Annotated in this window: 4 protein-coding genes; 1 reads left to right on the top strand and 3 read right to left on the bottom strand. The window is 58.0% G+C overall.

Annotated features, from left to right (window positions below; genetic code table 11):
- The first annotated feature begins 136 nt into the window (after nt 1-136).
- On the top strand, nt 137-1,981 hold the full coding sequence (locus tag CEE69_RS29430) for a chloride channel protein (protein ID WP_099264105.1): 1,845 nt from the start codon (nt 137-139) through the stop codon (nt 1,979-1,981).
- Nucleotides 1,982-2,434: 453 nt separating this feature from the next.
- Here CEE69_RS29430 and CEE69_RS29425 read toward each other — a convergent pair whose 3' ends face one another.
- From CEE69_RS29425 to CEE69_RS29415, 3 genes are all read right to left on the bottom strand, one after another.
- Entirely contained in the window at nt 2,435-3,892 is a 1,458-nt protein-coding gene (locus CEE69_RS29425; RefSeq protein WP_099264122.1) for a Gfo/Idh/MocA family protein, read from the bottom strand.
- A 225-nt stretch (nt 3,893-4,117) separates the two neighbouring features.
- Nucleotides 4,118-6,598 (bottom strand): dockerin type I domain-containing protein, encoded by a 2,481-nt coding sequence (locus tag CEE69_RS29420; RefSeq protein ID WP_233215774.1) that lies wholly within the window; start codon nt 6,596-6,598, stop codon nt 4,118-4,120.
- 216 nt (nt 6,599-6,814) lie between these two features.
- The gene (locus CEE69_RS29415; protein WP_099264104.1) at nt 6,815-24,805 is read right to left on the bottom strand and encodes a GEVED domain-containing protein; all 17,991 of its coding nucleotides are present in this window, start codon (nt 24,803-24,805) and stop codon (nt 6,815-6,817) included.
- Nucleotides 24,806-24,970: the final 165 nt, after the last annotated feature.

Here is a 24,970-nt window from a genome sequence, read left to right as displayed (position 1 = left end):
GTCCCTGGAAAATTTCGGCTGGGGCCCTTTTAATGACGGCCGCTTGGGGGCGGCCTGCATTTGTCTTTGATGGGATCCCACCGAGCCCGCACTCTGTGTCCCTTCCCCCGCGAGACGAACGCCCCCGACCTGCCTTGTGAAAAAGATCCGCGAGTTTCTAGAAGTCTTCGGGCAATCGTCTGGAAAGTGGATCGTTCTGGCGTCCATTGTCGGCGTGATGGTCGGTTTCGGCGCGATCGTCTTTGACCGATTGGGCCGAGTCGTCGTGCGATTCGCAATGGCTCAGTACACCGGTTATGCACCGATGGAGGCTGCCGGCGAAGAAGCCGTCGTGATGCCGCCGGATTCCGTTTTTTCGCCGTGGATGCTGGTCCTGGTGATGACCTTGGGCGGTTTGGTTTCGGGGGCCATCGTGCACTGGTTCGCTCCCGAGGCGGAAGGCTCCGGTGCCGATGCGGTCATCGATGCCTTCCACAATCGCCGCGGAAAAATGCGAGCCCGCATTCCGTTGGTCAAAACGATTGCTTCCGCGATCACGCTTGGAACGGGTGGCTCAGGTGGCCGCGAAGGTCCGATCTCGCAGGTTGGTGCCGGGCTGGGTGCGATGCTGGCTGATCGATTGCATTTGTCGCCGCGAGACCGTCGGATCTTGATGGCAGCGGGAATGGGTGCCGGTGTTGGTGCGATCTTTCGTGCTCCGCTGGCCGGTGCTGTCTTTGCCGCCGAGATTCTTTACAGCGACGCGGACATGGAAGCGGACGTCATCGTTCCATCCGCGACCGCATCAATCGTTGCATACAGTTTGTTCACGCAAGCGTTGCCGATCGAGTATCGGTACTTGCCGTTGTTCGGAGACGACCTGCACCACACGTTGACGTCGCCTCTGGAACTGCTGCCGTATGCGTTCTTGGCAATCGCGGTCACGGTCGTCGGTGTGATCTACGTCAAACTGTTTTATGGAACCCGCGAACGGTTTCAGGCGTTGCCGCTTTGGCCGCATGTCAAACCTGCCATCGGTGCCGCTTTGGCCGGTTTGGTTGGAATCGGATTGTTCAAGACGCTGGGCAACGACATGCACGCCCTGGGTGTGTTGGGCACGGGATACGGAACGTTGCAGCTGGCACTGACCCATGCGGCGCAGCTCGGCATTCCGATGTTGATGATCATCGTGTTCGCGAAAATCTTGACCACGGCACTGACGATTGGATCGGGCGGATCCGGCGGTGTGTTTGGTCCATCGATGGTGATCGGCGGTTGTTTGGGGGCCGCCATTGGGCTCGGTTTTCAAGCTTTGTTCCCCGGGGTTGTGACTCAGCCGGAAGCCTACGCGGTGGTCGGCACCGCGGGATTCTTTGCGGGAGTGGCGAGGGCACCGATCTCAACGATCATCATGGTGCGTGCGTTGACGGGTGACTTTGGTTTGTTGGTGCCAACGATGCTGGTGACGACGCTGAGTTTCGTGATGTGCAGTCGTTGGAACTTGTATCGCGGACAGGTCCCCACTCGGATGGATTCGAAGGCACACCGGGGTGACTTCATCGTGGATGTGTTGGAAGGATTGAAGGTGGGCGACGTCTTTGACCCTGACCGCAAAGTCCTACTGATTCCGGAAGCCACGACGCTGGACGAGATCGTTCACTGTTTGGCGGACAACCAACAGCATTACTTCCCCGTGGTGGACAAGCAGAAACGCATCGTTGGGATCTTCAGCGATGACGATGTGCGAACGTATTTGTTCAACGACTCCATTTGGCGACTGGCGGTTGCCAATGACGTCATGACCACCGATTTGGTCAGCGTGACGCCGGAGGATGACCTGAACACAGCGCTCAAGCGATTCACGTCGTTGAACTTGGAAGAGTTGCCCGTGATCGACATCGATGAGCCCGGCAAGTTGCTCGGGATGTTGCGTCGCAAAGAAACCATCTCGGCCTACAACCGCCGATTGGTAGAGCACAAGCAAACGGCTGATGAGTCGTAGGTTTGGGTAGTGGGAGAACCGTGGCTAACGCCAAAACGGCTAATGTGTTGAGGGAACGTTGGCTAACAGCTTGTTGTAGGTTGGCCACTCTTGGCTGACGTTCAGTATTGTGACGGGCAAGAGTGCCCATCCTACGTGCTTTCAAAAGTCCTACGTGCTTTCAAACGTCGTTGACTACTGAATCAACAAGTGGCTGACGCCAAGACGGTCAATGTGCTGAAAGCTTGCTGGAAACTCGAATGTCGATTTGCTTCGTTCTACCCTCCCCGGCCCGCTTCGGGCCGGGGAGGGTTACGCGCTGGATCCAATGCTCGACCCTCCCCTTGCTTCGCTCGACCCTCCCAGAGGGAGGATGATGATAAACGCCCGGAAATCAGCAGTTAAAAACTGCATGACCTCCAAGGTTTGGAGAGGGTCTGCTTCTTGGCGTTCGGCTTATGCCTTCAGACGCGACTAGCCTTCGGACGGGTCTTTGCCGTTGATCCAAGGGCCGCCGTATTGCATGTAGTCCGGATCGCGTTGTGTGCTGCCGTAGTCGCCAGCGTCCCATCCGGGAATGTGGACTGCGGGGCCGCCACTGGCGGATCGCTTTTCCCATTTGGATGCCCAACCGGGGTCTTGGTCGGAGATCTTGTGGTCGTCGTCGACGAAGAAGACTTTGCCTTGCCGGTAGCTTTGAGCACCCAAGTTGACGACGGACATCGCGGCGGCACCCAGGTCGGGTTGGTTGTTGCAGAGCGAGGGATCACCGGCTTCGCAAGCGTCCAACCAGTTGGCAAAGTGAGCCATTGTGGTGTTGTCGATTGGGTTGGTGGTGATCCGCTCGGCTTCCTGTCGCACGTGTGTGACGGGGCCACGTTCGGGAATGAAGTCAAATCCGTCGAAGGATTCACCGTTGCCGAACGCGAATGTGCCGTAGTGGCCGCGGATCAGCTGGTTGACTCGGGAAGCTTCGTTGCACATCGTCGCGGTGACCAGGCCTTGGACACCTTCGTTGAAGTCAGCGACCACGGTGGCAACGTCGGGAACATCGCGGCCATCGTACTCGAGGTAGATCCCGCCTGCGCCGACGACTCGGCCGGGAACGCGAAGGCCAGTCGCTTTCAACATGGAAGTGGTGCGGTGAACGAACAAGTCGGTGAACATGCCGCTGCCAAACGGCCAGAAACGACGCCATTGCTTGTAGACTTCGCGATCGAAGGGGACGTCTTCGGCGAGATCATGTTCGGTGCCGAGCCAACGTTTCCAATCGATCGTTTTGGGGTTCATGTCGGGCGTGAGTTTGTAATAACGCCACTGGCCGACGTCGGAGTTGCGGAAGTATTCGGTTTGGAAACCGAGCACCTTGCCGAGTTTGCCTTCGCGAAGCAACGCATTGACTTCGTTCCAAACCGGGAGGCTGGTCGATTGCACGCCGACCTGCATCACCTTGCCGCTGGCACGCCATTTGTCTTCCACGTCGAAAGCTTCTTGGACCGTTTTGGTCATCGGCTTTTCGCAGTAGACGTTCAAGCCGGCTTCGAGTGCGTCGATCGTTTGGCGATGGTGCCAGTGATCGGGGGTGCCGATGCAGACTGCGTCGAGATTCTCTTTCTCGATCATCTCGCGGTAGTCGACGTACTTGGCCGGTTTGGTTTTGGTGGCCTTTTCGATGTAGTCGGCGACCGTGTCGCGTTGAGTTTCGAAGACCTCAGCGACGGCGACCAGTTCGATTTTGCGGCCCGCTTGATGATGTTTACAGAGCGATTTGACGTGAGCGCCGAAGCCGCGACCGCCGGGGCCGATGAAGCCGATTCGCATGCGTTCGTTGCTGCCAGCGGGGGCCGCGGAGGCGGGTTGGCTGGAGATGGTCGCTGCGGTGAGGGTCGCGGCAGCGGCGGAGGTTTTGAGGAATTCGCGTCGGTCGCTCATGGCGGGATCTTCCGGGGTGGGGACTGGGGAAACGTTCAGGCCCATAGACTAACCCGCCAGCAACGCTGGGGCAATTTCCAGCGTGACGATCGCAGCTCAAATCGCTCTTTCAAACCGGACCGGATTGGCATGCCGGTGGGCGCGGTTGAATTCTGAAACCGGTACCAGCGCACTCCCGCGATTGGTCGAGTCCCGCTGCGGATGCGACTTGATAAGAAGGCGAGATCAGGCGTTGGTGCCGACCACTTTGTCTTCGACAGCGAGGATCTCGCCGAGGGTTTCGTCGTCGCGGAAGATCGAGTCGTTGGTGCTCGATTGCCGGAAGGTCGGCTGCGGCACGTTTTGCGATGCGAACGTGTTGACGAGCGAATTGTCGGACGAGTCTGTGTCGTCGCCCGATTGCGTGGAGGCGATGTATTCGCCCGCGGGCTCGGAACCACCATCGAGTTCGTTGAGTTTGTTGATGACGCGAAGTGCGTCCAAGGCAGAAACGTTGCCATCGTTGGTGACATCGATCTTGAAGCCCGCTGTTTCAGCGAAGGACAGCGATCGATCGCCGTTGGTGTTCAAGTCGTTGATGACTTGCAGTGCGTCCAAGGCGGTGATGACTCCGTCGCCGTTGACGTCTTCGCCAAGGTCCGTGTTGTATCGTGGGCTGTCGACTCGTGTTGCGGCGACGGAAACCAGACCTGCCGTTGTGGTCACTCCCGATGTGATTTCACCACCTGCGACGGTGATGGTTGCATCAGCGATCGAGTGAATGACCTGGGAGGGTTGCCAGTGCAGTTGGTACTGGCCGTCAGGCAAATTGGTTTGAGCGAAGGCTCCGGATTCATCGGTCACGACTTGTGGTTCGACGCCGTGGCGAACGCCGGTGACTCCGATCTGTGTCGAAGCATGACCAGCGATTTCGATGCGTGCAATTTGTGACAGCGGATCGATGACGACCAACGTTGACGTTTGACCTTCCGCGAGACTGCCGTTTGCGGTGTTGCGAATGTCGGTGGTGGTTCGCGTGATCAGGTTGCCGGCGGAGTCAAAGGCTTGGACTCGTCCGTAGCTGTCGTCTTGCAAGCCAACGATGTCGACGGCGACATGGCCGACTGGTTCGTCGAAGGCGACTTCGAGTCCGAGACGAGAATCGAGTCCGGCCCACCAACGATTGAGGTTCTCATCCATCACGTGAATCAACGGCTCGTCGATGTACCGTGTGTCCAGTTGGACTTGGACGTTGGTGCGGACGTTGTCGCCGATTGCTGAGAAGGTCATCCCATTGGTGGGCGCGATGTCGGTGTCCAATGCGACATCATCGATACTGAATGATCCGTTGTTGAGTTCAGTTCCATTGACGTCCAAAACCTCAAATTGGACTCCCGCGAGCAGAGTCTCGAATTCGCTACGGTCGAAATCGCCGTTTTCATCGAGGTAGACGTAGCCGGCGACCGGTGCTTCGGAGATCAGCGGCGTCGAACGTGAGGCGGTCAACGTTTGGCTGGTGATGCCGGTCGCTGCGTCCATGACTCGAAGCGAGACGCTGGTCATTGTTGGTGGAACATCGAGCGAAAAGTCGAACGTCGCCGTGGGGCTGTCGGGACTTTGCAAAGTCGTCCACTGGCCGCCGTCGATGGAGACTTGCAGTTCGGAGACGACATTGAGTGTGATGTCGCTCTGCGGTCCCGATGAGTTTTGGTTGATCAGGGTCGCGGAGGACGCTTCGCCTTGAAAGTGCAGTTGATTGGTTTCGGAATCGTAGTGGCCGGTGCCTTCGAAGTTGAGCGGCACATCGAGCACGTCGAAGATGCCGTCGCCGTCTGAGTCTTGCCATCCGATCATCGCGAAAGTGGACTCGGGGGAGACGAAGTCTTGGTAGCCGTTCACCAAGTTGTTGCCGCCGGCCATGATGCTGGGTTGTTGAGTGAACCCCGGGGTAGGGTTGTCGGCCGCGTTGTCGTTGGGTGTGTTGTAGTAGCCACGGCTTTGGTTGTACGAGCCACCACCGTTGTATTCGTCGAGTCCCCAGAACATGTGTGAGAACTCGTGGGCGAACGTTCTCGCCGGGCGAGTCGAGGGCGCGACCACGTACAAGCCGCCGGGGAATGCGAAGGCACCGGAGAAGGATCCGCCCGAGGCGAAGAATCCATCGGGGTCGTCGGATGAATCGCTGATGAAAAGCGAGAACGACCAATCTGTGTCGTGCAGTTCGCGTTGCGAATCGTTGTAGGCGAACATGGCTTCGTCCAACGACAGCGACGAAGGAATGTTCATCTCGTTGAGGAAGTGTCCGACGTAGGTGCTGTAGTTGTTGCTGGTTCGATCGATCGGTTCGATGGGAATTTCCAACGGATCGTTGGCGAACGTGTCGTCGATCACGAATTCCAGCGTGTGAACGGTGTCGAGACGGTCGAGGGCCTCGACCCACCAATTCAGGCCGGTGGTGATCTTCGACATCACCTCATCGATCTCGCCCTCGGTCCAGTTTTGGGTCTTGGGATCGGTTTGGCCGGTGGAATCCAGAAAGATCGGCGTGACGGCGATTTTGCCCAGGAAAAACTCGGCTGTGTCGCTGGTGGTGGCTCCGACAGGAATGCCAGCCGTCATGACTCGCCGCGTTTCCAACGGCTGGAGCGTCAGCGGTCGCCGGGTCGCTTTGCGGCGAGCACTGGCGTTTCGTTGGCTGGATTTCTTGCTGGGAGCCCGTTTTCGCATGTCGGCCGATTGCAGGGAAAGCGTTGAATTCGTGTGTGGCCGCCGTTTCCTAGTTCCTTGGAGCCGGCGAACGTGCATTTTGTTCCCAACTCAATCCAGAAACAAAAGAAGCGAGCGTGACGCAAGGTTCGAATCGATACGGGGGGAACCGTCCATTCGAACTTTACGTCACGCTCGCGAAAATTGATTTCTGGCCGAAGCTTTTCTTCGCGACGATTAATTCATCGACGCGAAGATTGAGTCCAATGCCGAAATTTCCGATTCCTCGGATTGATCGGCCTGATCCCGATCACTTGCCAAGGTTTCCACCACGTCATCGAGGCTGATTACGGCTGCGGAATCGAAGACGCTGGCCGCATCGGCGACGATTTTCGTTTCCGATTCGACAATTGGCTCGCCAGCCGCTTCGGACGATCGAGAATCGTCATCGCTTCGCGAGGTTGGATCGAATGCGATCGTGGCACTGGATGCCAGCACGCCGTCGGAGACTGATGTGTAAACCGAAGTCGTGGACGACGTCGATGCGAGCAATGGTTCGCCGGCACCGGTTGGGTCTTGGCCAGGACTGGTCAACTCGTTGAGTCGGTTGATGACGATCAAGGCGTCCAGGGCGGAGACAACACCGTTTCCGTTGACATCGGGGTACTGAGGCAAGGTGATTCCCGCAGGAATGTTTGCCAGATCGATGTCGCCGTCGGCCGCGTTGATCGCGTTGATGATCAACAGGGCGTCGAGTGGCGTGATCGCTCCGCTGGCGTTGACGTCTTGAATCAACGATGGGTTCTGGTACGGGTTGTTGTTGATCGTGAACGTGTAGTCCTCGACCTCGCCCGATTGAGCCAATCCGCCCGATCCCAGTCCCGCTTCGTTGGACAAACGGAAGCGAGTTTGGATCGCTCCGGTGACCGCTGTCGACGGAACGTTGATGTTGACGGTCGTGCCACCGGTTCCGATGACTCGAGCGACGCCGGAGCCGATGCTGCCAAAGCGTTCCACTTCGGTTTCGTCGAAGGTTCCGTCGCCGTTCCAATCGAACCAAGCGTCCAAGTAGAAGGCCGGAGTGACTCCACCAACAGTTGGCGATTGCACATCGATGACGAACTGGGTGGAGAACCCAGGTCGCATGGCACCGAGGATCGCGACACCGTCGTCTCCGTCGGCGTTCGAGTCCGCGGTTCCACTGCCGTTGTCGACTCCGCCGGCGTCGGCACTGATTTGGTCGCCAAGTTGGAAACCTTCGGTGATAACGTGGCGAGGACCGTTGTCGTCGACGCTGACCGGAGTGCGAGGGTCGGCCGCATCGCCAAAGTCGAGCGGGCTGCCCACGAAGATGATTGCTTCGCCAGCGAGCAGTTGGTTGCCGACTTCATCGGTGATGCGATCGCTGATCACAGATTGACCGCGAACCAAAGAGGCTCCTTCGATCAAGATGCGTGAGTCAGGTTGTTGAACCACGATCGTGCCAGCAGCAATCTCAGCCGCGAATGCATCCGAGATAGCTTCGCCGTACAAGCCAGCGATTCGTTTCTCGCCGGTTTGCGACATGGACAGAATGTCAATGATCGGCTGGATCGCAGCCAACTTGGTTGGGCTGGATTGTTCCAGTCCAGTGACGACTGCACTTCGGACATCATCCAGAGGCACGATCACTGGGATCGAAGCTGGTTGCCCCGCAAATCCGGATTGTGACAAACCGGTGTTGGCGAGGTTCAAGCTGTACTGATCATCGCCGCCCAGAGTCACACGACCGCCACCGATGTTGACGGGGTTCAACCCGACGATGTTGGCCGAGATCGCAGCCACCAAAGCGTTGGCAACTTGATCGGGCGACGATCCACCGAATCCGCCACCGGCGATCGACACCGCAACCGCGTCCGGATCGTTGAGGAATCCGTCGAAGTCGAGTTCAAACGTGACGGCTTCGGCTGTTCCACGCGAGACCGTGAATGTCTGACCATCCGAGATGGTCGTTGCCAGGTTGCCTTCTTCGGATGGCACGATGATTCCGAAACCGAACGAGGTTCCGATTTCACTGTTGCCTTCGACGATGATCGAATCAGTCAGCGAGGTGACCGAGATCGGACCGTTGGTTCCCGAGATTCGGAAATTGCCGGTGGCTCCCGACGATTCGACATTGAGTCCCGCGGTGCTGATTGCGGCGAGCAGTTCAGCCGTGATTTGACGGGCGGTTGAATCGGCTCGGATCGCGACAACCACGTCAGCGTTGGCCGCGGCGGCACCGTTGGAATCGAATTCGAAGGTCAGTTCTTGTTGTCCGTCGAAGATCGAGACTTGTTGACCGTCGAAGTTGTTGATTCCGTTGTCGGTTGTGATCAGCAGCGTGACGTCCAACACATGGTTGGTGTGACGCAGGAAGCTGTCAGATTCGAACGAAACGAAGCTGTTTTCGCTGGCTTCGGTTGTGCCGAGCAGTTGCAGACGTCCGGTTTCGATCGTAGCGTCGTCGTCGACTTGCATGTGAATCGCAACGAGTTGCAATTCAGTCGCGTTGATCGCACGAGCGAAGATGTCGCTGATTTGTTCCGCCGTTGCTGCGGCAGGCAATCGAACGGCGACGTTTCCATCGGCGACGTTGGCGATCGCTTCGGTGTCAAATTCGAAGGTGACTTCGTTGACGCCATCGAAGATCGTCACGAGTTGTCCATCGATGTTGGACTCGATCAGGTTGGTGATCGGATTCACCCGAGTCAACTCGCTGGGCAGAATCGACAGTCCGATGCCGGTGTCGGCTTCGAAGATCTTGTCGCCGACCTGCGTGGTTGCACCATCGGCGTAAACACGACCTTGTTCGGCACTCAAGACACCCACGTTGTCGCCGGATTGCGTGCTGCCAAGCAATTCAACGGTGTAGGTGGCATTGTTCGGCCACACGCCACCGATCGGAGTCAGGCGGATTTTGTTGTCGCCGGGCTCGTAGCTGAATCGGTAGTCAACGCCTTCGGACAGCAGTTCAACTTCGGAACTGTCGGAGAAGAATCGGGTGACACGAACCAGTTCGGAGCGAACGGTCGAGTCATCGATGCCAACGCCAGGAGCAGCGTCGGCAGGTGCGATTCCGTCGATGAGTTGGATTTCAAACGCGTCGTTGATCGTTCCCACGCTGAAGGCTTGACCAGCCAAGTTGAACAGGTCGTCTCCGCGAGGTGAGGTGACAACAAAGCGAGGTCCGTCATTGTCGCCACGTTCTTCGGCTCCACGGTCAACGAAGACGTTGAAACCGAGGCCGTTTGGAGAGGCGACGTTTGGATCATCTGTTCGGAGTTGTCCATTGAGATCGTAGACCGGAGCGATGATCGGGCTTGGTGGCAATCCAATCGCACCGCGAACGGTTTCGAGTGACGAACGATCTTCCAGCGAGCTGATGCCGCTGTCGATCGTTGCCGTGCCGGCTTGTGGTGTGAACACCAAGTTGACCGGGTCAACGAAGATCTGTTGGAACGGGCTGATGAATTGTGAGAACAGTCCCGTGTCACCCGCAGTCGCATTGTTTGCGTTCCGGAAGAACGTGTTGCCACCAACGACGGTCAGGTCGTTCGAGACATCCACGTCACCGGGGACATTGTTCTGCGGTGACGCGATTGCGATTCCGGTTTGGAAGTTCGCAACGATATTGTTCAAGATCGTCGGAGCCGAGTTCTGTTGAACAACGATGCCTTGGCTGCCGGGTGTGTAGATCTCACGAGCGATCGTGGAGATCGCTCCGATGCCGTCGATGTCAGCACCTGCGGCACCGAATTCGAACGTGCCCGAGGTGGACAAGTCAGTCAGGCGAACGAAGCCGAATTGATCGTTCGGGCCAAAGCCGAAGGAATCCAAGTCGATCGTGTTGTCAGAGCCGAAGATCTGGCCAACGGAGAAGAACGTCACGCCATCGCGGCTGATTTCGACCGCAACGCGTTCGGGCGTTCCCGATTCGAAGATGACCAAGTCGGGAGCGGAGGTTCCGTCGCCGACCAACAAGTTGTCTTGGAACAGGAAGGTCGCTTGTCCGCCGGATCCCAGCGAGAACGTGAATTGCCCGGACGTTGGTTCAGGACCGATTCCGTGACAATCAGGCGATCCCAAGGCGGCTTCGGAATCCGTGAATTCCGAGCTCACGTCTGGGCCGAGCGACAGTGTGTCTTGTACAACCGCATCGGCGAACGAGATGCCGCCTTGGTCGAACAAGATCGATTCGAAAACTTGTGGGCCGAGTTCCGCACCGCTTTGGATGGGGCCGCCGACCAACGTGTTGTTGACGATACGGTCGAAGCCGACCGGGTCCTGTGCCGAGGCACCATTGCCGTCCAACCCGGTGATTCGGATTCCGGCGTCAGCGTTGAACGCGATGACGTTGTTCTGAACGACCACACCTGGAATCAAGTTCTCGGTGTTGAGTTCGATCAAGCTGCGAGCGTAGGTCAGGATCGACGGTGTGGCGTCACGCAGGTCGTCCGAAGTGACTCGAGCGGAAGCGTCACGGTTGATATCGACACCGGCGTTGGAGCTGAACAAGAACCGGTTGTTCTCGATCATGATCACGCCTTGTGACTCGTCGACGCGGTTGGAGTCACCACGCAGATCCGCGATTTCGATGTTCTCGAAAGTGGGGCGTCCGGCCGTGTCAGGTCGAATGCTGAGGTCACCGTATAAGTTGATTCGGGTGTCAGCGTTGACCAACGCGTTCGCGGAGCTGGCACTGGCCGGAGGCACGGTGCCGTTGGACCGAGTGGCACTGCCGTCGATGACCGCTTGGACTTGATTGGAGTTGATCAAGCGGATGATTTCGTTGGCGACTTCGGCGGCCGAAGCGGTGCGTGGCAGTCGGACGACGACTCGGTTGTCATCGTTGACGAATCCATCGCTGGCACCGAAGTCGTTCAAGATGTCGAATTCGAACGTCAGGCGAGTGTTGGCGTCGGCCAGTGTGAACGTCGCTCCGTCTTCGATTTCCGAAGCGGGCAGGGCGGTCAACGTGATGCCGCTGTCGAGCCGTTCGTTGGTGTCGAAGGTTCGGAAGCGAGCGTCGAAGGCGACACCGCGAAGTTGGATCGGCTCTCCGGAGACGTCCAGGGCAACCAGCGATCCATCATCGATGCTGATTCCGAATGGGCCGGTGAAGCCGGTGAGATCCAGAGCTGCACCGGTGCCGTCCAAGAACTGACCATTCGCATTGGCTTGCACCTGCGTTCCGTCTGCTGCAACAGCGACTTGCACGGCGGTGCCGTTTCCGTTGCGTTGGACTTGCGGTGTGAAAGCAGGGACTTCGCCGCTGCTGACGTATTCCGACGCGTCGCGAATTTCCAATTGATAGGAACCCGAGACGGTTGGCTGAGTCGGCTGAGCCGGGGTGGTCAAGTTGACCGACTGATCCAGCACGAAGTCTTCGTTGGCACCGATCGGGTTGGCCGCACTGACCATTTCGCCGCGTTCGGCGAATCCGATGATGATGTCGTCGATGAACGCTCCGTTGCCTTCGTTGTCGGCGGCTGCACCTTGGCCGTTGGCACCGAATTGGTCGCCATATCGTTGGGCGGTCGACGCGAATGGTCCGGAGTCATTGATCGTCAGGTTCGGCAGGCGAACCGCGGATCCAGCCAATGGAATGAGTGTTTCATTGCCATCGGTGAATCGGTTGGCCAACGCTTGGCGAACGGCTTCCGCAACTTCTTGCGAGGTCGCCGATTGGCTGATCCGGATCGGGATTCCTGGCAGAGCGTTCTGCGATCCGACTCGCAGGCCGCTGCCGGTGGAGACGGAAACCGAACCGACGCCGTTGAATTCGACCACGGAGGAGTTCGCACGAACGTCCAGTTGTGGGTTGATCGAAACGCTGACGTCGTAGCCGCCGACTTGGGCCGCATTGGTCGTTCCCGAAACGCGTGGGTCATAGTCCCCGTTCTCAGGTCCGCTGATTCCAATGTAGATCACACCGTCCGAAGGAGCCGTGACGGACACGGTGCCGTTGGCTGTGTTTTCGATCGCGAGCAATCCACCGGTTGGGCTGCGTAGTTCGACTCCGGTTGCATCGAAGAAGCGAACATTCAGGTCGATGCCTGGGTTATCTGCAAGCGTGCTGACGGTGATCGTTGTTCCGGCAGCCACTTCGACGCTGGACAAGTCCACATCGCCGAGGTTGGTGACGCCCGTCGTCGTGACGGTTCCGAGCGTTCCACGACCGGAGACTTCGGTGTTGCCATCGGTGTACGGAAGCGGTGTTGCTTGGAACAGCAAGTCGTTCCGGCCCACAGCACCCACTGGGTTGGGGTTGCCGAATGGATCGACGGGGTCGGACGCGTCACTGAAGTCAAAGTTGTCAACGGTTGTGAACTGAGGCGACTGGACGCCGGTGTTCTGCTGGACGACGGCTTGTAATTCAGCACCAATGTCCGATCGAGCAAAGTCGGCGATCGCGACTGAGACTTGACCGGTTTGGATCGAACGTGTGCCATCGTTCAGCACATATTCGACACCATCGATCTCGATGACGAAGGTTTCCGATGCGTCGCTGTAGAGAGCGGACAACTGGTTGCCGGTTGGGACGAGTTGATCGTAGTCGACCGTTCCATCGGTTTCGCCGATGACAGCGGACAGGACACGAGCGACGTCTTCTTGCGACAAGTCGACCAATTGTTCGACATCCGGGTCAGCATCTTCGAAGGTTTGATAGACAGCCAAAACGTCGACTGGAATCAACGCGGTGCCGGTGATTTGGGCGGTGGCATCGGAGGTGTCACGGAAGCCATCGTCCAACAAGTATTCGTTGCCGTTAATGAAGACGGTGCTGAATTCGTCCGGGTTGTTCTGATAGAAGACCGCGAGCTGGGCACCTGATGGGACCAATCGCTGAACATTGACGCTGGTGTCAAACGTGGTGCTAACAGCAGCGGCGACGTCGGCCGCAGTCAACGTGGCCAGGGCGGTGGGTTGCCCGTCGGTCACATCGATTTCAATTTGGCCGGCCGACACGGTGCGTGTTCCGTCGGTCAAGATGTACTCTTGGCCGTCGACGGTGAAGGTTGCTTCGGCGGTCGCACCGCTGTTGAACAGTTGCGACAGTTGAGCGCCCGATGGGAACGCGATGGTTGGCGACAGGTCGACCGAGAACAGTTGGCCACCGATCGTGAAGGTTTCACCATCAGTCAGTCCACTCGCGGCGACCGTGCGGATTTCGGCGGTGTTCGTCGCGGTCGTGCCGGCGGATGAGAACTCAATTCGCAGTGCAAGGTTGCTCTGACCAGCGAACTCGTTCAGTGGCACGCGAGCCTGACGCCAGGTTCCCGTGTTGTCGAACAATTGCTGAACGTCCACGTCGATGTCATCGTCGTACACGCCGACTGGAGCCGGATCATCGAACTCGTCGTCAAAGTCAAAGTTGCCACGAGTTTCGTTGTTTGTTGCGACCAAGTGCTCGACACCGAACTCATCGATGACATAGACACGCATGGTGTCGCGATCTTCCGCGAACAAATCATCGTCGTTGTCACCGGCAGAGTCGTCGTCAACGCCGTCCGTTTCCAAGAAGTAGTTGAAGTACATCGTCGGCAAGTCAGCCGACGCATAGCCTTCCAAACTGAACGCGTTGGATTGTACGATACCCTTGGCACCACCAGGCAGGTTGTACGTGCTTTGGACGTCTTGTCCGTCCTGGCGGACGTTTTCGTTGACCGTGTTCAGGTTCTGAACAGGTGCCTCACCGAAGTTGTAGTTGCCGTTGAAGGCACCCGCGGTGTAGTTGAACTGCAGCGAGTTGCCGCCGGTGTAACCGACGCGAGTGTCACTGAAGGTTTGGTTGTAACCATGACCGTCGTCGTCGGCACGAGCCCCGGCGACGTGCCACAAGTTGTAATCCAGCGTGCTGAAGTCGAGACCCAGAGCACCGAAGATGCCAGTCTCGATGAAGTTGCGGCCACCGGCGAAGATGGGCTGCAATTCACCAAGTGTGTTGAAGGCATAGATGCGGCCGTTGCTGGTCGTGCCGAACAAAATGTCGCTGTAAGCACCGTCTTCGACACTGTTTGGACCGGCACGAAGGCCGGTGAAGTTCAATCCGAGCAAGTCGGTGGCGGTCGAGACATAGTTGCCAACGAAGCGGGCGCCCGTCCCGTTGAGCTGGTTGCTTGGCACGAAGTACAAGCCACCATTGTCGCTGACGCCGTACAAGTCGCTGCCGATCATCTCGATGCCAGTGATGGTGCCGCCGTTTGGCGAACCACCGGCACGAAGAGCTCCGGTCACGCTGCTGACGTTGGCGATCGCCCCCGTGATGGCCAGCGAGTTGCCTTGCGGTGTTGCGGTGACGGTTGGCAAGGAGCCTCCCGTGTTGGCCGCTTGGACTGCTTGCGAGATGCGGAAGGCAATCGTTTCGGCAGTGTCTGTTGGCAACAAGGTGACCGCGATGTTACCGGCGGTGACGTTGTTGGTTCCGACCAATGCGATTCCGTCCGCTGCCGTGGCACCCGGGCCTGTCAGCTGAACGTTGGTCGCGGTTGGCAGCGCCAATTGTGTTCCCTTGGCGGAAACTGGAATACCTTCTTGGCGGATGATCGATGCCAGCGTGTCGATGAAGACAACCGCATCGGACGTGCGATCCAGTGGCACGCGGATGTTGCCCGGTGGAATCGCCGCGGTGGAGTCCGTGATTTGGAAGGTCACGGGAGCGTTGCCGGGTGTTTCAACCGTCAACAACGTGTTGTTGACGATGCTGGCGGGGTCCAACGTCGTGTCCGTCGCGATCGGAATCGCGGCGTTAGGGAGGGTCGCACCAGTCGAGGCGTCCGCTGGCGATGCGGCCAAGATCGTGAAGCCTTGATTCAGCTCGAACGTTTCCGTCTCGGTACCGTTGGTCAGGCTGAAAGTGTCGCCATCGAACAGACGAGCCACAGGCAAACCGCTGGCGTTGTTGGCGGTTGCATCGGCGATGCCCAACTGAGTGTCTTGGTTTCCGACCGGGATCGATGTGTCGATCGCACCGACTTCACGACGGTCTGTACCGGCACCGGCGTTGAACAGAGCAAGGTCAAAGACCGGTCCAGTTGCTTCACCGGTTTCTTCGTTGAAGGTGTACAGGATGTTGTCGATGTAATCCAAACCGTCTTGAGCGGTTGGACGGTTGCCGATGAAGAAGCCTGTTTCAGCACCGAAGCGGGCGCGAATCGTGATGGCTTCGACTTCGATTCCATCATCGCTGGCTTCGTCCAGGATCTGCTGGGCTGGTGGATCTTCCGCGTCCAAGTTGTGGAACGTTTCGATGCCAGCACCCACGCTGAGCGGAGCACTCAGCTGGCCCGTCGCGGTGTCGATTCGATTGTAAGTCCACGTGGTGTCGCCGGCGGGGCGATCGTCGTAGCCCGTGTAGGCGAACAGTTCTCCATTGGCCGTGAACGCGATGTCGCGAACTTCGTCACCGAAGTTGCCGATCGTGCCGTAGGTTTCGCCGGTGAATGGATTGACGACGAACAACGTCGATCCAGTGTTGACGTACAAGACAACGTCATCCAGCGAGTAGTCGAGGATCGAGTCGTTATCGAACAGGACTGGCTGAACGGGAGTCGACGCGGTGCCTGGATAGAAGAAGCTCGAACCGGAGAAGTTCTCTTCCGCGATGCGTTGGATCGAGTCGACCGGTTCCAGACGCAACAACGGGTTGGCGGTGTCGCGGTTGGTGAATTGATCCAAGACAGCAGGTTGACGCGATTGATTTGAAATCGCGACGTAGTAGGTGCCTTCAGGAAGCTCAGCGGAACCGATGTATGGATCCGCATTGCCGAACGATCCACGCGTTAGATCGGATGGGTCGTAGCCTGCACCGGCGGAAGTTTGATCGTCGGCAACGTTGCTGTCGCCACCGATTAGAACCAGCTCGCCGAGCGAGTTGAAAACATACAGAGCGGTGTCGGCACGAGCCAAACCGTCGGAGTAGTCGAGGTCGAAGACGGTCGCCAAGTACAACGCCGCGTCGTCTCGCGTGAGCTGTTTGTAGTCGATTTCGAATTCAAACCAATCGACGTCGCCGCCGTCGGTCAACGATCCCGAGATGTTCTTCGACAGGCTGTCGCTGGACAGAGGACCCGCAGCGTTTTGCAGGTCGATGTCGACGCGGTCAATGCCACCGGAGTCACGGTTGATCACGATGCTGCCATCGGCCAACGTCGTGATGGTTCCGTCGGAGGTGTACTGACCGTCGTACAATCCCAAACGTTGAGCGTCAGCAAGCGTGTTGTTGGTCGACTCGGTTTCGAAGTCGTCGCCGGCCAATGGGCTGTGCATCGGACCACCGATGACCTGAACGCCGTTGGTCGCGAAACGAACGTCGCTGTAGCGAACTTGTGTTCCCGCGAACACGTCGTCTTCGCCCAAGCGAATTTGCAGTTGATAGCTGCCCGTGGTGCGGCCTTTGCCCAGCGAATCGCCGCTGGTCAGGAATCCGCCACCGTCGGCCAAAGTCACGTCTTCGGCTGTGTCGGTCAGTCCGCTGCGAACACGAACGTGATACAGCAAACGCTGTCCCACAGTGCCCGGCAGGGTGATTCGCATGCCTGCGTCGCGAGCGTTGGTTGAGTAGTTGTCTTGGAACATCGAGTCGTCGGCGGTTGCGTCCACCAACGTGGTGCCGAGTCCCAACACTTGATCGATGTCGTAGCCGTTCAAGCCACCACCGCTGCGACGAGCGACTTCTTCACGCAGAGCGGCACGACGTGCGGCGGCGTTTGGATCGGTCGGGTCGACGGAGAGCAACTCTTCGATCTGACGAGCTTCTTCGAGCGAGTCGTCCGACAGAATGATTGTGTTGCCGTTGGCATCGATCAGTTCGATGACCGTGTCGAGGTTCGAATTCGTGCGGTCGATGTCGAGCCAGATTTGCGTGCCCGCTTCTGCGACGAAGGCATAAACATCCTCGTCACCGCGGCTGCTGATTTCGCCTTCGACGATCAAGCCAATGCGACGGGATTCGTCACCGGCTGCGATCGAAGGAGCGAGTTCGCCCAGGTACTGCGAGGTCGCAGGAGTCGCATTGGTGTCGCTGTTGCCGACGTTGCCCGGTTCGTTCTCGCTGGTGACCGAAACGTTGGAGTCCGAAGCGGCTTCGCGAATCGTGATCCCGTCCCATGATCCGGCACCGTCGATGCTTTGTGGCAATGTGATGCTGGCGGGATTGGCTGGATCGAATGGAATCCACTCGACGAACGACGTCAATCGAGCGGCATCGGTGCCGCCGCTGAGTTGCCACACGTGAGCGGTTTCGATGTCGGCTGGTTGGCCGTTCTGGCTAATTGCGGTGGTGCCATCGGAGACGCCGTCGAAGTTTGCCGAGCCAGCAACTGGTCCGAACGCACCCGGGATGTCGCCATTAATATCGACCGCAATGTCGAAGTTGAAACCGGTTTGAACATTGTTCAGACGGTTGAGCAGATCGCCCGCATCATCGGTAACCCAGCCGCTGTACGAAGCATTGAACTGGTTGATCGAATCGTTTTCGTAGACACCACCGTGAGTGAATCCAACGCGAGCGGTTTCGTTCAATGTCATCAAGCGGAAGTCTGCCTGGCCAGGCGTTCCGATTTGATAGAGAACATCCGCATCGTCGGCGGTGACACCTTGATCGAGATAGCTAATGACTCGGATCGCACCGATGTTTCCGGCGGTGAAGTTTGCACCGTCGACGGTTTCGAAGTCGAGCTTGGTGTAAGCAACCGCGCGGTTGTTAACGATGAACGTTTCAGCAGTGAATCGAATTTCGCGGCCGAACGCGGTGAAGACACCACTGCTGCGAACTCGGTCGGGACCAACCAAGATCGGGTTCGGGTTGTCGTTGGGACCAAACGCGTTGATCAATGGAATGCGTGTGCGATCACCGGTGTCGCTGGTGACTTCGATGAAGGTCGTGTACAGGAACGCGTAGTTTTGCTGGGCCAGCAAAGCACCGCCGTTGTTCTGGTCGATTCCAGTGACAACGACGTTCTGAAGTTCGCCGCCGCCGAGCACAGTTGTGTTCAGGTAACCGGGCGAGTTGGGATCGATGTCGTTGTCGATCGTCGTGCCGTTGTCGACTTCGGTGCGATCGGTTCGGTCGTATTCTTGGCCGAGCGGCAACAAGGCTGGCGTTTCTTGTCCGCTGCCTGAATCGCTGGTCAAAATCGAGATGGGATTGCCGTCGGCATCCACACGAACACCGTTGTTATCGGTGTCGATGTTGGCCATGCCGTCGGGCGTGAAGCCAGCACCAACGGTGTCGTCGAGCAAGCTGGTCAGGACGACTGGGAAGTCAGGTTGGCCAACGATTTGCAAGCTGCCACCGATGCGATCGGCGATGTCCAGCATTTCGTTTTCTGCGGTCAGCAGCGTACCACCAGCCACGATGCCGGCTTGGCGACGCAGCAACACGTCTTCCACGTCGAGGTCTTGGTTCTGGAACTTCACAACCAGCGATCCACGAGCGTCGCTTTCCAAACGCAACCCACCGTAGATGTGTTGGTTCGGGATCTCGATCATGTCGCGAACGATGTGGACGATGTCCGTGTCATCCCAAACAACTTCGGTCGCGACGCTGCCGCCGCGAACTTCCAACCCGTTCAGTCCAGCGGTGATGATTCCCGCCGCGACGTCTTCATCGGAAACAGTCGCGGAATCGATTTCGTTGCCAGCGATCAATGGACCGCTGTTGCCGGAGATCTCATAGCGATTGAGGCTGTCTTCAACCGGAGAACCGATTCCAAAGTCGCGCGACGCGGTCGAGCGGCCTGGGTCGGTGACTTCTTGCCATGAGAAACTGTTGACGTCAAACGTCAAGGCAGGGCCACTGCCGTCGATGAACTCATTGTCCACAACGACTGGTTGAGCACCGCGGACGAAGACCGTGCCGCTGGCGTTGTTGACCCGTCCGACGCGTTGTTCGCGTGGGTCGTCAGGATTGTTGTTGTCGTTCCCGCTGTCGTTCAAGAAGCCACGGCCATCGGCGTTGCTTTCGAATCGCGAATTGGCGACACGCAAACCACTTTGATGAACTTCCAACACGTTGAAGCTGGCAAAACCACCTTCGATTCGCGAGGTGCCACCGCCGCCGGCCAGCACCGCGTGGTCGAACGATGCGTCCGCTCCGAAGGCCAAGTAGATGCCCGACCAATCACCAGGTGACAGTTCGTTCTGTCCGTCGTTAGTGCCTTGAGCGATGTTGTTCGTGTTGAACGCTCCACCGGTCCCGTACCGGTCATCGTTCAGACTGGTCAGGATGATCGGTTCTTTCGCGGTGCCTTCCGCGTACAAGTGCGATCCGAAGGTCACGTCGATGCGTGCACCATCGAGTTTGACGATCATGCCTGGATCGATCACCAAGCTTGGATCGAGACGACCGGCGCGGGCTTGCAATGGAGCCGTGATGGTCAACAGATCCAAGCGATCCGTACCGATCGATGCGGCGTCGGTGAAGGACGTTTGCGAAGCGTTGAGCACGGTGACTTGACGGTACTCGCCAACGGTTCCGTTGCTGGAGACTTCCGCACGGTAGACGATTCGCGATGCGAATCCGCTGCCCGCTGGAGCGGCTGGGATTCCCGATACGCTGATCGAACCTTCATCGATGACTTCGATGATTTGCGATTCGCTACTTGGACCGACTTCGGTGCCATCAGCGGTCGCGAATGTGAAGCGGTAAACGTATTGCCCCGGTTCCACCATTCCGGTTCCGCCCGCCGCCGGATTTGGCACCGAACTGGTTTGGATCGTGCTGCTGGCACCAGCCAACAATGTGCCCGCGATGATGCTCGGGTTCAGTATGTTGCTGCCTTCGGCAGTCGAATCACGGTACGACGTGTCGCTGGTGTTCAATCGACCGACGAGTCGGAACTCACCAGGGTTTCCGTTGGCGTCCACGGTTGCACGATAAAGGCGACGACCGGAGAAATCGCTGGAGGCGGAAACGGTTGGCAGTCCCGACAATTGAACCGAACCATTCGCGGCGACGGTCACGGCTGAGGTGTTGTCGCTCGGTGTCGATTCGAATCCATTCTGATCGACGAAGGTCATGCGGTAGACATAGTTGCCCGCGTCCAGTCCATCCGCTGCGGCTGGTGTTGCTGTGGTAGCGGTGCGAACCAGCAACACGCTGGGTGCTTCGTTCGCAGCGTTGACGCCACCGGGATTGCCTTCGATCAACAAGTTCTCGGTCAGGACGTGAACGATGTCGGTGTCATCGAACCGAGCGTTGACGTCGAGTGATTGCAAGTCACCACCGGTCGGTGTCAACAAACGAATTTGCAACCCGTTGATGGAGTTGTTCGTCAGGACGTTGCCGCGAATGTGAGGCCCAACGCGGGTGACATCGCTGGTGAAGTATGAAGGAGTCGAGGCACCGGGGGCGACTTGATTTTGGTACTGCGATTCGTCGAATCGGGTTTCTTCGAACGTGTTTGGCGTCGCGGCAATGGCGGCTTGGGCCGAATTGCGGATTTGGTTGTTCAGGATCGTGGCGCGAACGTCTGCCAACTCGATTGGCGAGATGGTCAGCGTTTGACCGTCGACCGAAACTTGACCACCACCGTGTTGGATGTCGGCGTATTGGATGTGGTTCAGGAAGACCGCGTTGTCTTCCATATTGATTTTGCTGTCGTCGGCGTAGTCGATGTCTCCACGCAGATCGATGCCGCCCCATGAGCCGACTTGGCCGTTCAGTCCAACGAACGAGACCGCGTCGTAAGGTGTGCCCAGGATTTGCAGTGACGAGTTGCTGCGATCGACTGATTCGGAGGTACTGCCAACGCCAATTCGGCTGCGTGACATCTTGAATTCGGAACCACCGTCGATGACCAACGCGATGTCCTGTGGAACATCGAGGCTGGAACCGTCTTTCAAAGCGTTGCCGAAGTCCGAACGACCGATTTCATAGCTGCCGCCACCGATCACACGAATCTTGGTGACGGGCGTGCCGCCGTTGTTCAAACGGAATTCAGCCAAACGGATCGCGTCGTCGATCTCAGCAACAGGCTTGGTTGGCGTGCCCATCGTGACGAACAAGTCGAACTGATTGACATCGTTCGTTGTGAAGTCGCGGTCGGGCAAATTGGTTCCCGTGACGCTGTCGACATAAATGACGGCGTCGGGATTGGTTGGGTTGAACCAGAAGTTGAATTCGCCGCCAGGTTGACCATCGGCGTCACCGTCCAGCGGTTGTGCTGCTGTTCCACCGACCGGAGTGTCCAACAAACTGCTGGACGCGGCCGTTTCGTAGGACATAACCAATTCGTAGGTGCCCTCGGTCACGCCACCGATACCGGTTCCGGCGATCACAGGGTTGTACGAATTGTTGCCTGAGGCACTGACACCGACGACATAGTCGCCAGCTTCCAGAATGTCGATTTCGATCAACGAGTCGTCGCTGAAGTAGTCGTCGTTGGCCGCGATTTCGACGTACTCGTCAGCACCGACTTGCTTGTACAGGCGAAGGGCGGTGTCCAGCGTGCTGGAAAGACTCAGGCGTTGAGCCACTGTCGAAATGGAGAGCTTGCCCGGTTCCGTCAACTCGAATCGATAAAGGTCGATGTCGTTGGCTTCGGGACGGAACAAGTATTGTCCGTTGACGATGTCCGATGGGCTTGGGAACAACGCTTCGTTCGCGTCTCCCAGTTGCGACGATGAGTCGACCACGTCGGGTGACTCGGGGTTCAAACCATCGAGAACCGATCCGGTTGATTGCGTGACAGGTTGCGGCAGGTGATCGGAGTAACCGTAGCCGAGCAATTGGCCGACACCCAAGAACGCACCGCGGAAGAACTCGCCTCCGGTTTGGTCATCGACGCTGGCGTCGAAGTCTTGCGCGTCCATCACCAAAAGCTGGCGGTCGCCAATGGAAGCCGCATTGGGATCAACGCCCAAGAACGTTTGACCGTTGATGTCCAATGGACGCGTGTCCAACGTCACGCCACCAACGGCACTGTTCACGGTCAGGTTGTCGTCAACGCTGCCGTAAAGCTCACCCAGGGTGATGCTCAGCAGAGGACTTCCCGATGGAATGCTGGTGACGGCACCCGATGCGGTGTCGCCAATCTCAACAAACTGAACGCCCAAGTATTCGCTGAACAGCGACATGACTTCGCGAACGCGTTGCTGTTGTTCCGCGGTGATTTGGTTGATGTAAGTCTTGTCGAGGTCCAGGCCACTGCTGCTGGGATCGTCGCCCAACCAACTGGTCGGGAAGTTGTAGTAAGCGGTTGTCACGCCATCAAACGTGTCCGCACCACGACGCCACACATCCAAAGGAACGGTGCGTTCCAAGCGACTTGGGTCATCCTCACGAAGATTTCGAACACCTTGGTAGTCGGTTCCACCTGGGAAATCGAGCGTGTAGAGAGGATCGTTGGGATTGGGGTTGTCGATCTCGCCACCAGTCAGGCGAACGCTGGCGGTTTGGCCTTGGCCAATTCCCGCCAGGTTGTTGATGACCGATGCGGTGTCAAAGCTGTCGCCTGCATCGCCAGCAACCGAAACATTGCCCGGCGTCATTGGCAAGGCACTGTCGTTGCCGACTTTCAATCGGATCGCGCCCGAGATCTTGGGCAACTGATCGATCGGCATCGGTGGATTGGTTTGTTGCGTCAGGTCAGGAACTTCGGAGAAGCTGAAGTTGCTGTTGCCGTCGTTCAAAAAGTCATCGAAGGTCAATCGAACCGCGTTCGGTTTGCCAGCGATCGACGCGATTGCCGTAGGAGTGAAGACGTCGTCGTCTGCTCCCGTGACGGTGTCGCGGGTGTAAATCAGTTGGAACAACTCGGACTGAGTCGTCAGTTCGGCAACGTTGACATCTTCGGTGAAGTACACATCGATCATGTTCAATCGAGGTGTGCGTTGGCCTTGGTTGTCGACGTCGATTGGTTCCGGAACCACTGCCAAAACTTGCGGTGGTTTGTTCAGTATGAATGGAACGGCAAAGTCGACACCGTCGTTGAACGCTTCGCCCGCGAGGTTTCGCAAAGCACGATCGCCGGCACCAAAGATTTCGACTTGATAGGCATCGTCAGGAAGTGGTTCAGCGAAACGGAAGACGACTTCGTTGGGGTTGCTGCCCAAACCGATGTAGCCCGCATTGACGGGAGTGTCCGTCGCGCCTGTCAACGGCAGCGTGCCCGCGAAGGTGCCAATCGTTTGGCTGGTGCTTCCGCGTTCTTGGGTCGCGGTGACCAATTCCGCTGCGGTGGGCGTGTTGTTGAGTGCATCGATGAACTCAGCCACGGTCGTGGGGCTCGACGCGTTGCGATTGACCTGAACCGTGATGATTTTGCCACTGACGGAAACCAACGGAGCCGTTGGGCCACCAAAGTCACGCGACTGAACGATGACTGAGATGCCTTGTCCACCAACACCTGATTGGTTGGCAACGATCTTGGTGCTGAAGGCATTGCCCAGACCCAAGTCGGTGACCGATTGTGCGGCGTTGGCACCTGACAACGTGAGCGAAACTGGGTTGCTGGCAACCGCTGGGCCGATCGGAGTCGACGATGGGCCGCTGACCTGGAAACCGTCGGCGACGGTCTCGCGGTTTAGGTTCCGCTGCGTGGCGTTGTAATCTTGCAGTGCAAGCGTCAGATCACGAACGGTTGCCGGGCGGCTTGGGTTCGAGTTCAGGTTGATGCTGAGCGTTTTGTTCTCAGGATCTTGGGTGATGATCACGGGAGCGGTCGTCAGCGAACGAGACGTCCCGGTCAGGGTGACGACTGTTCCGTTGCCACTGACACCAGCCGCGGAGGCGCGGAACTCGAGCAACACATTCCCATTGGTGTTGAAGTCCGTCACGGCCGTCGCCGCTTCAAACCCACCGTCTTCGCCCGCACGCGTCACGCTGATCGCAAGCGGATTGTCAGCCGTTCCGAGTGTGGTTGGATCGATCGACGAATCGTCATCGAAACGGAACGTCAGCTCATTCGGCGACACGTTCAAAAGCTCGAGGCCATTGACCGGACGAATCGTGCTGCTGTTGTCGATCAGCTCCGATGCGTTGGGCTGGATCGCGACCAACTCGGGCCCAGCCAACAATTGGCGAGCTTCGAGCGATTGCGACTGGAGGCGTCGTTCCAGCTTGGCACGTTGCGTTTTCCCGCGTCGTGATTGACCTCCCAACAAGGAAGATCCGCTGCGGCGGCGACGATCATCACGCCGCTTAGCGGCCGATTCGTTGGCGTTGTGCATGTTGGAAGAGTTGCCCGGGGTACCGATCGTCATCAGTGTTGGCCTCGTCGTGCCGCTCGTGGCAAACCAATTTGGGGCTGGTCGGCGGCGGAGCAGGATGCGGGGGAAGTTGCGAAAATGGATGCCAAAGTCAGAGAAAAAGCTGGTTTTTGGCAGTTTGGATAAGTTGCAGCGGCTGCGCAATTGGGGCTTGGCCGC

The organism is Rhodopirellula bahusiensis (genome assembly GCF_002727185.1).
GTDB classification, from domain to species: domain Bacteria; phylum Planctomycetota; class Planctomycetia; order Pirellulales; family Pirellulaceae; genus Rhodopirellula; species Rhodopirellula bahusiensis.
The sequence above is the reverse complement of the archived record's forward strand: the minus strand, read 5'-3'. Positions and strand labels throughout refer to the sequence as shown.

Bases quoted from the DNA above. Each gene is read 5' to 3' on its own strand.
- CEE69_RS29425 (WP_099264122.1), bottom strand. From the start codon at position 3,892: ATGAGCGACCGACGCGAATTCCTCAAAACCTCCGCCGCTGCCGCGACC.
- CEE69_RS29420 (WP_233215774.1), bottom strand. From the start codon at position 6,598: ATGCGAAAACGGGCTCCCAGCAAGAAATCCAGCCAACGAAACGCCAGT.
- CEE69_RS29415 (WP_099264104.1), bottom strand. From the start codon at position 24,805: ATGACGATCGGTACCCCGGGCAACTCTTCCAACATGCACAACGCCAAC.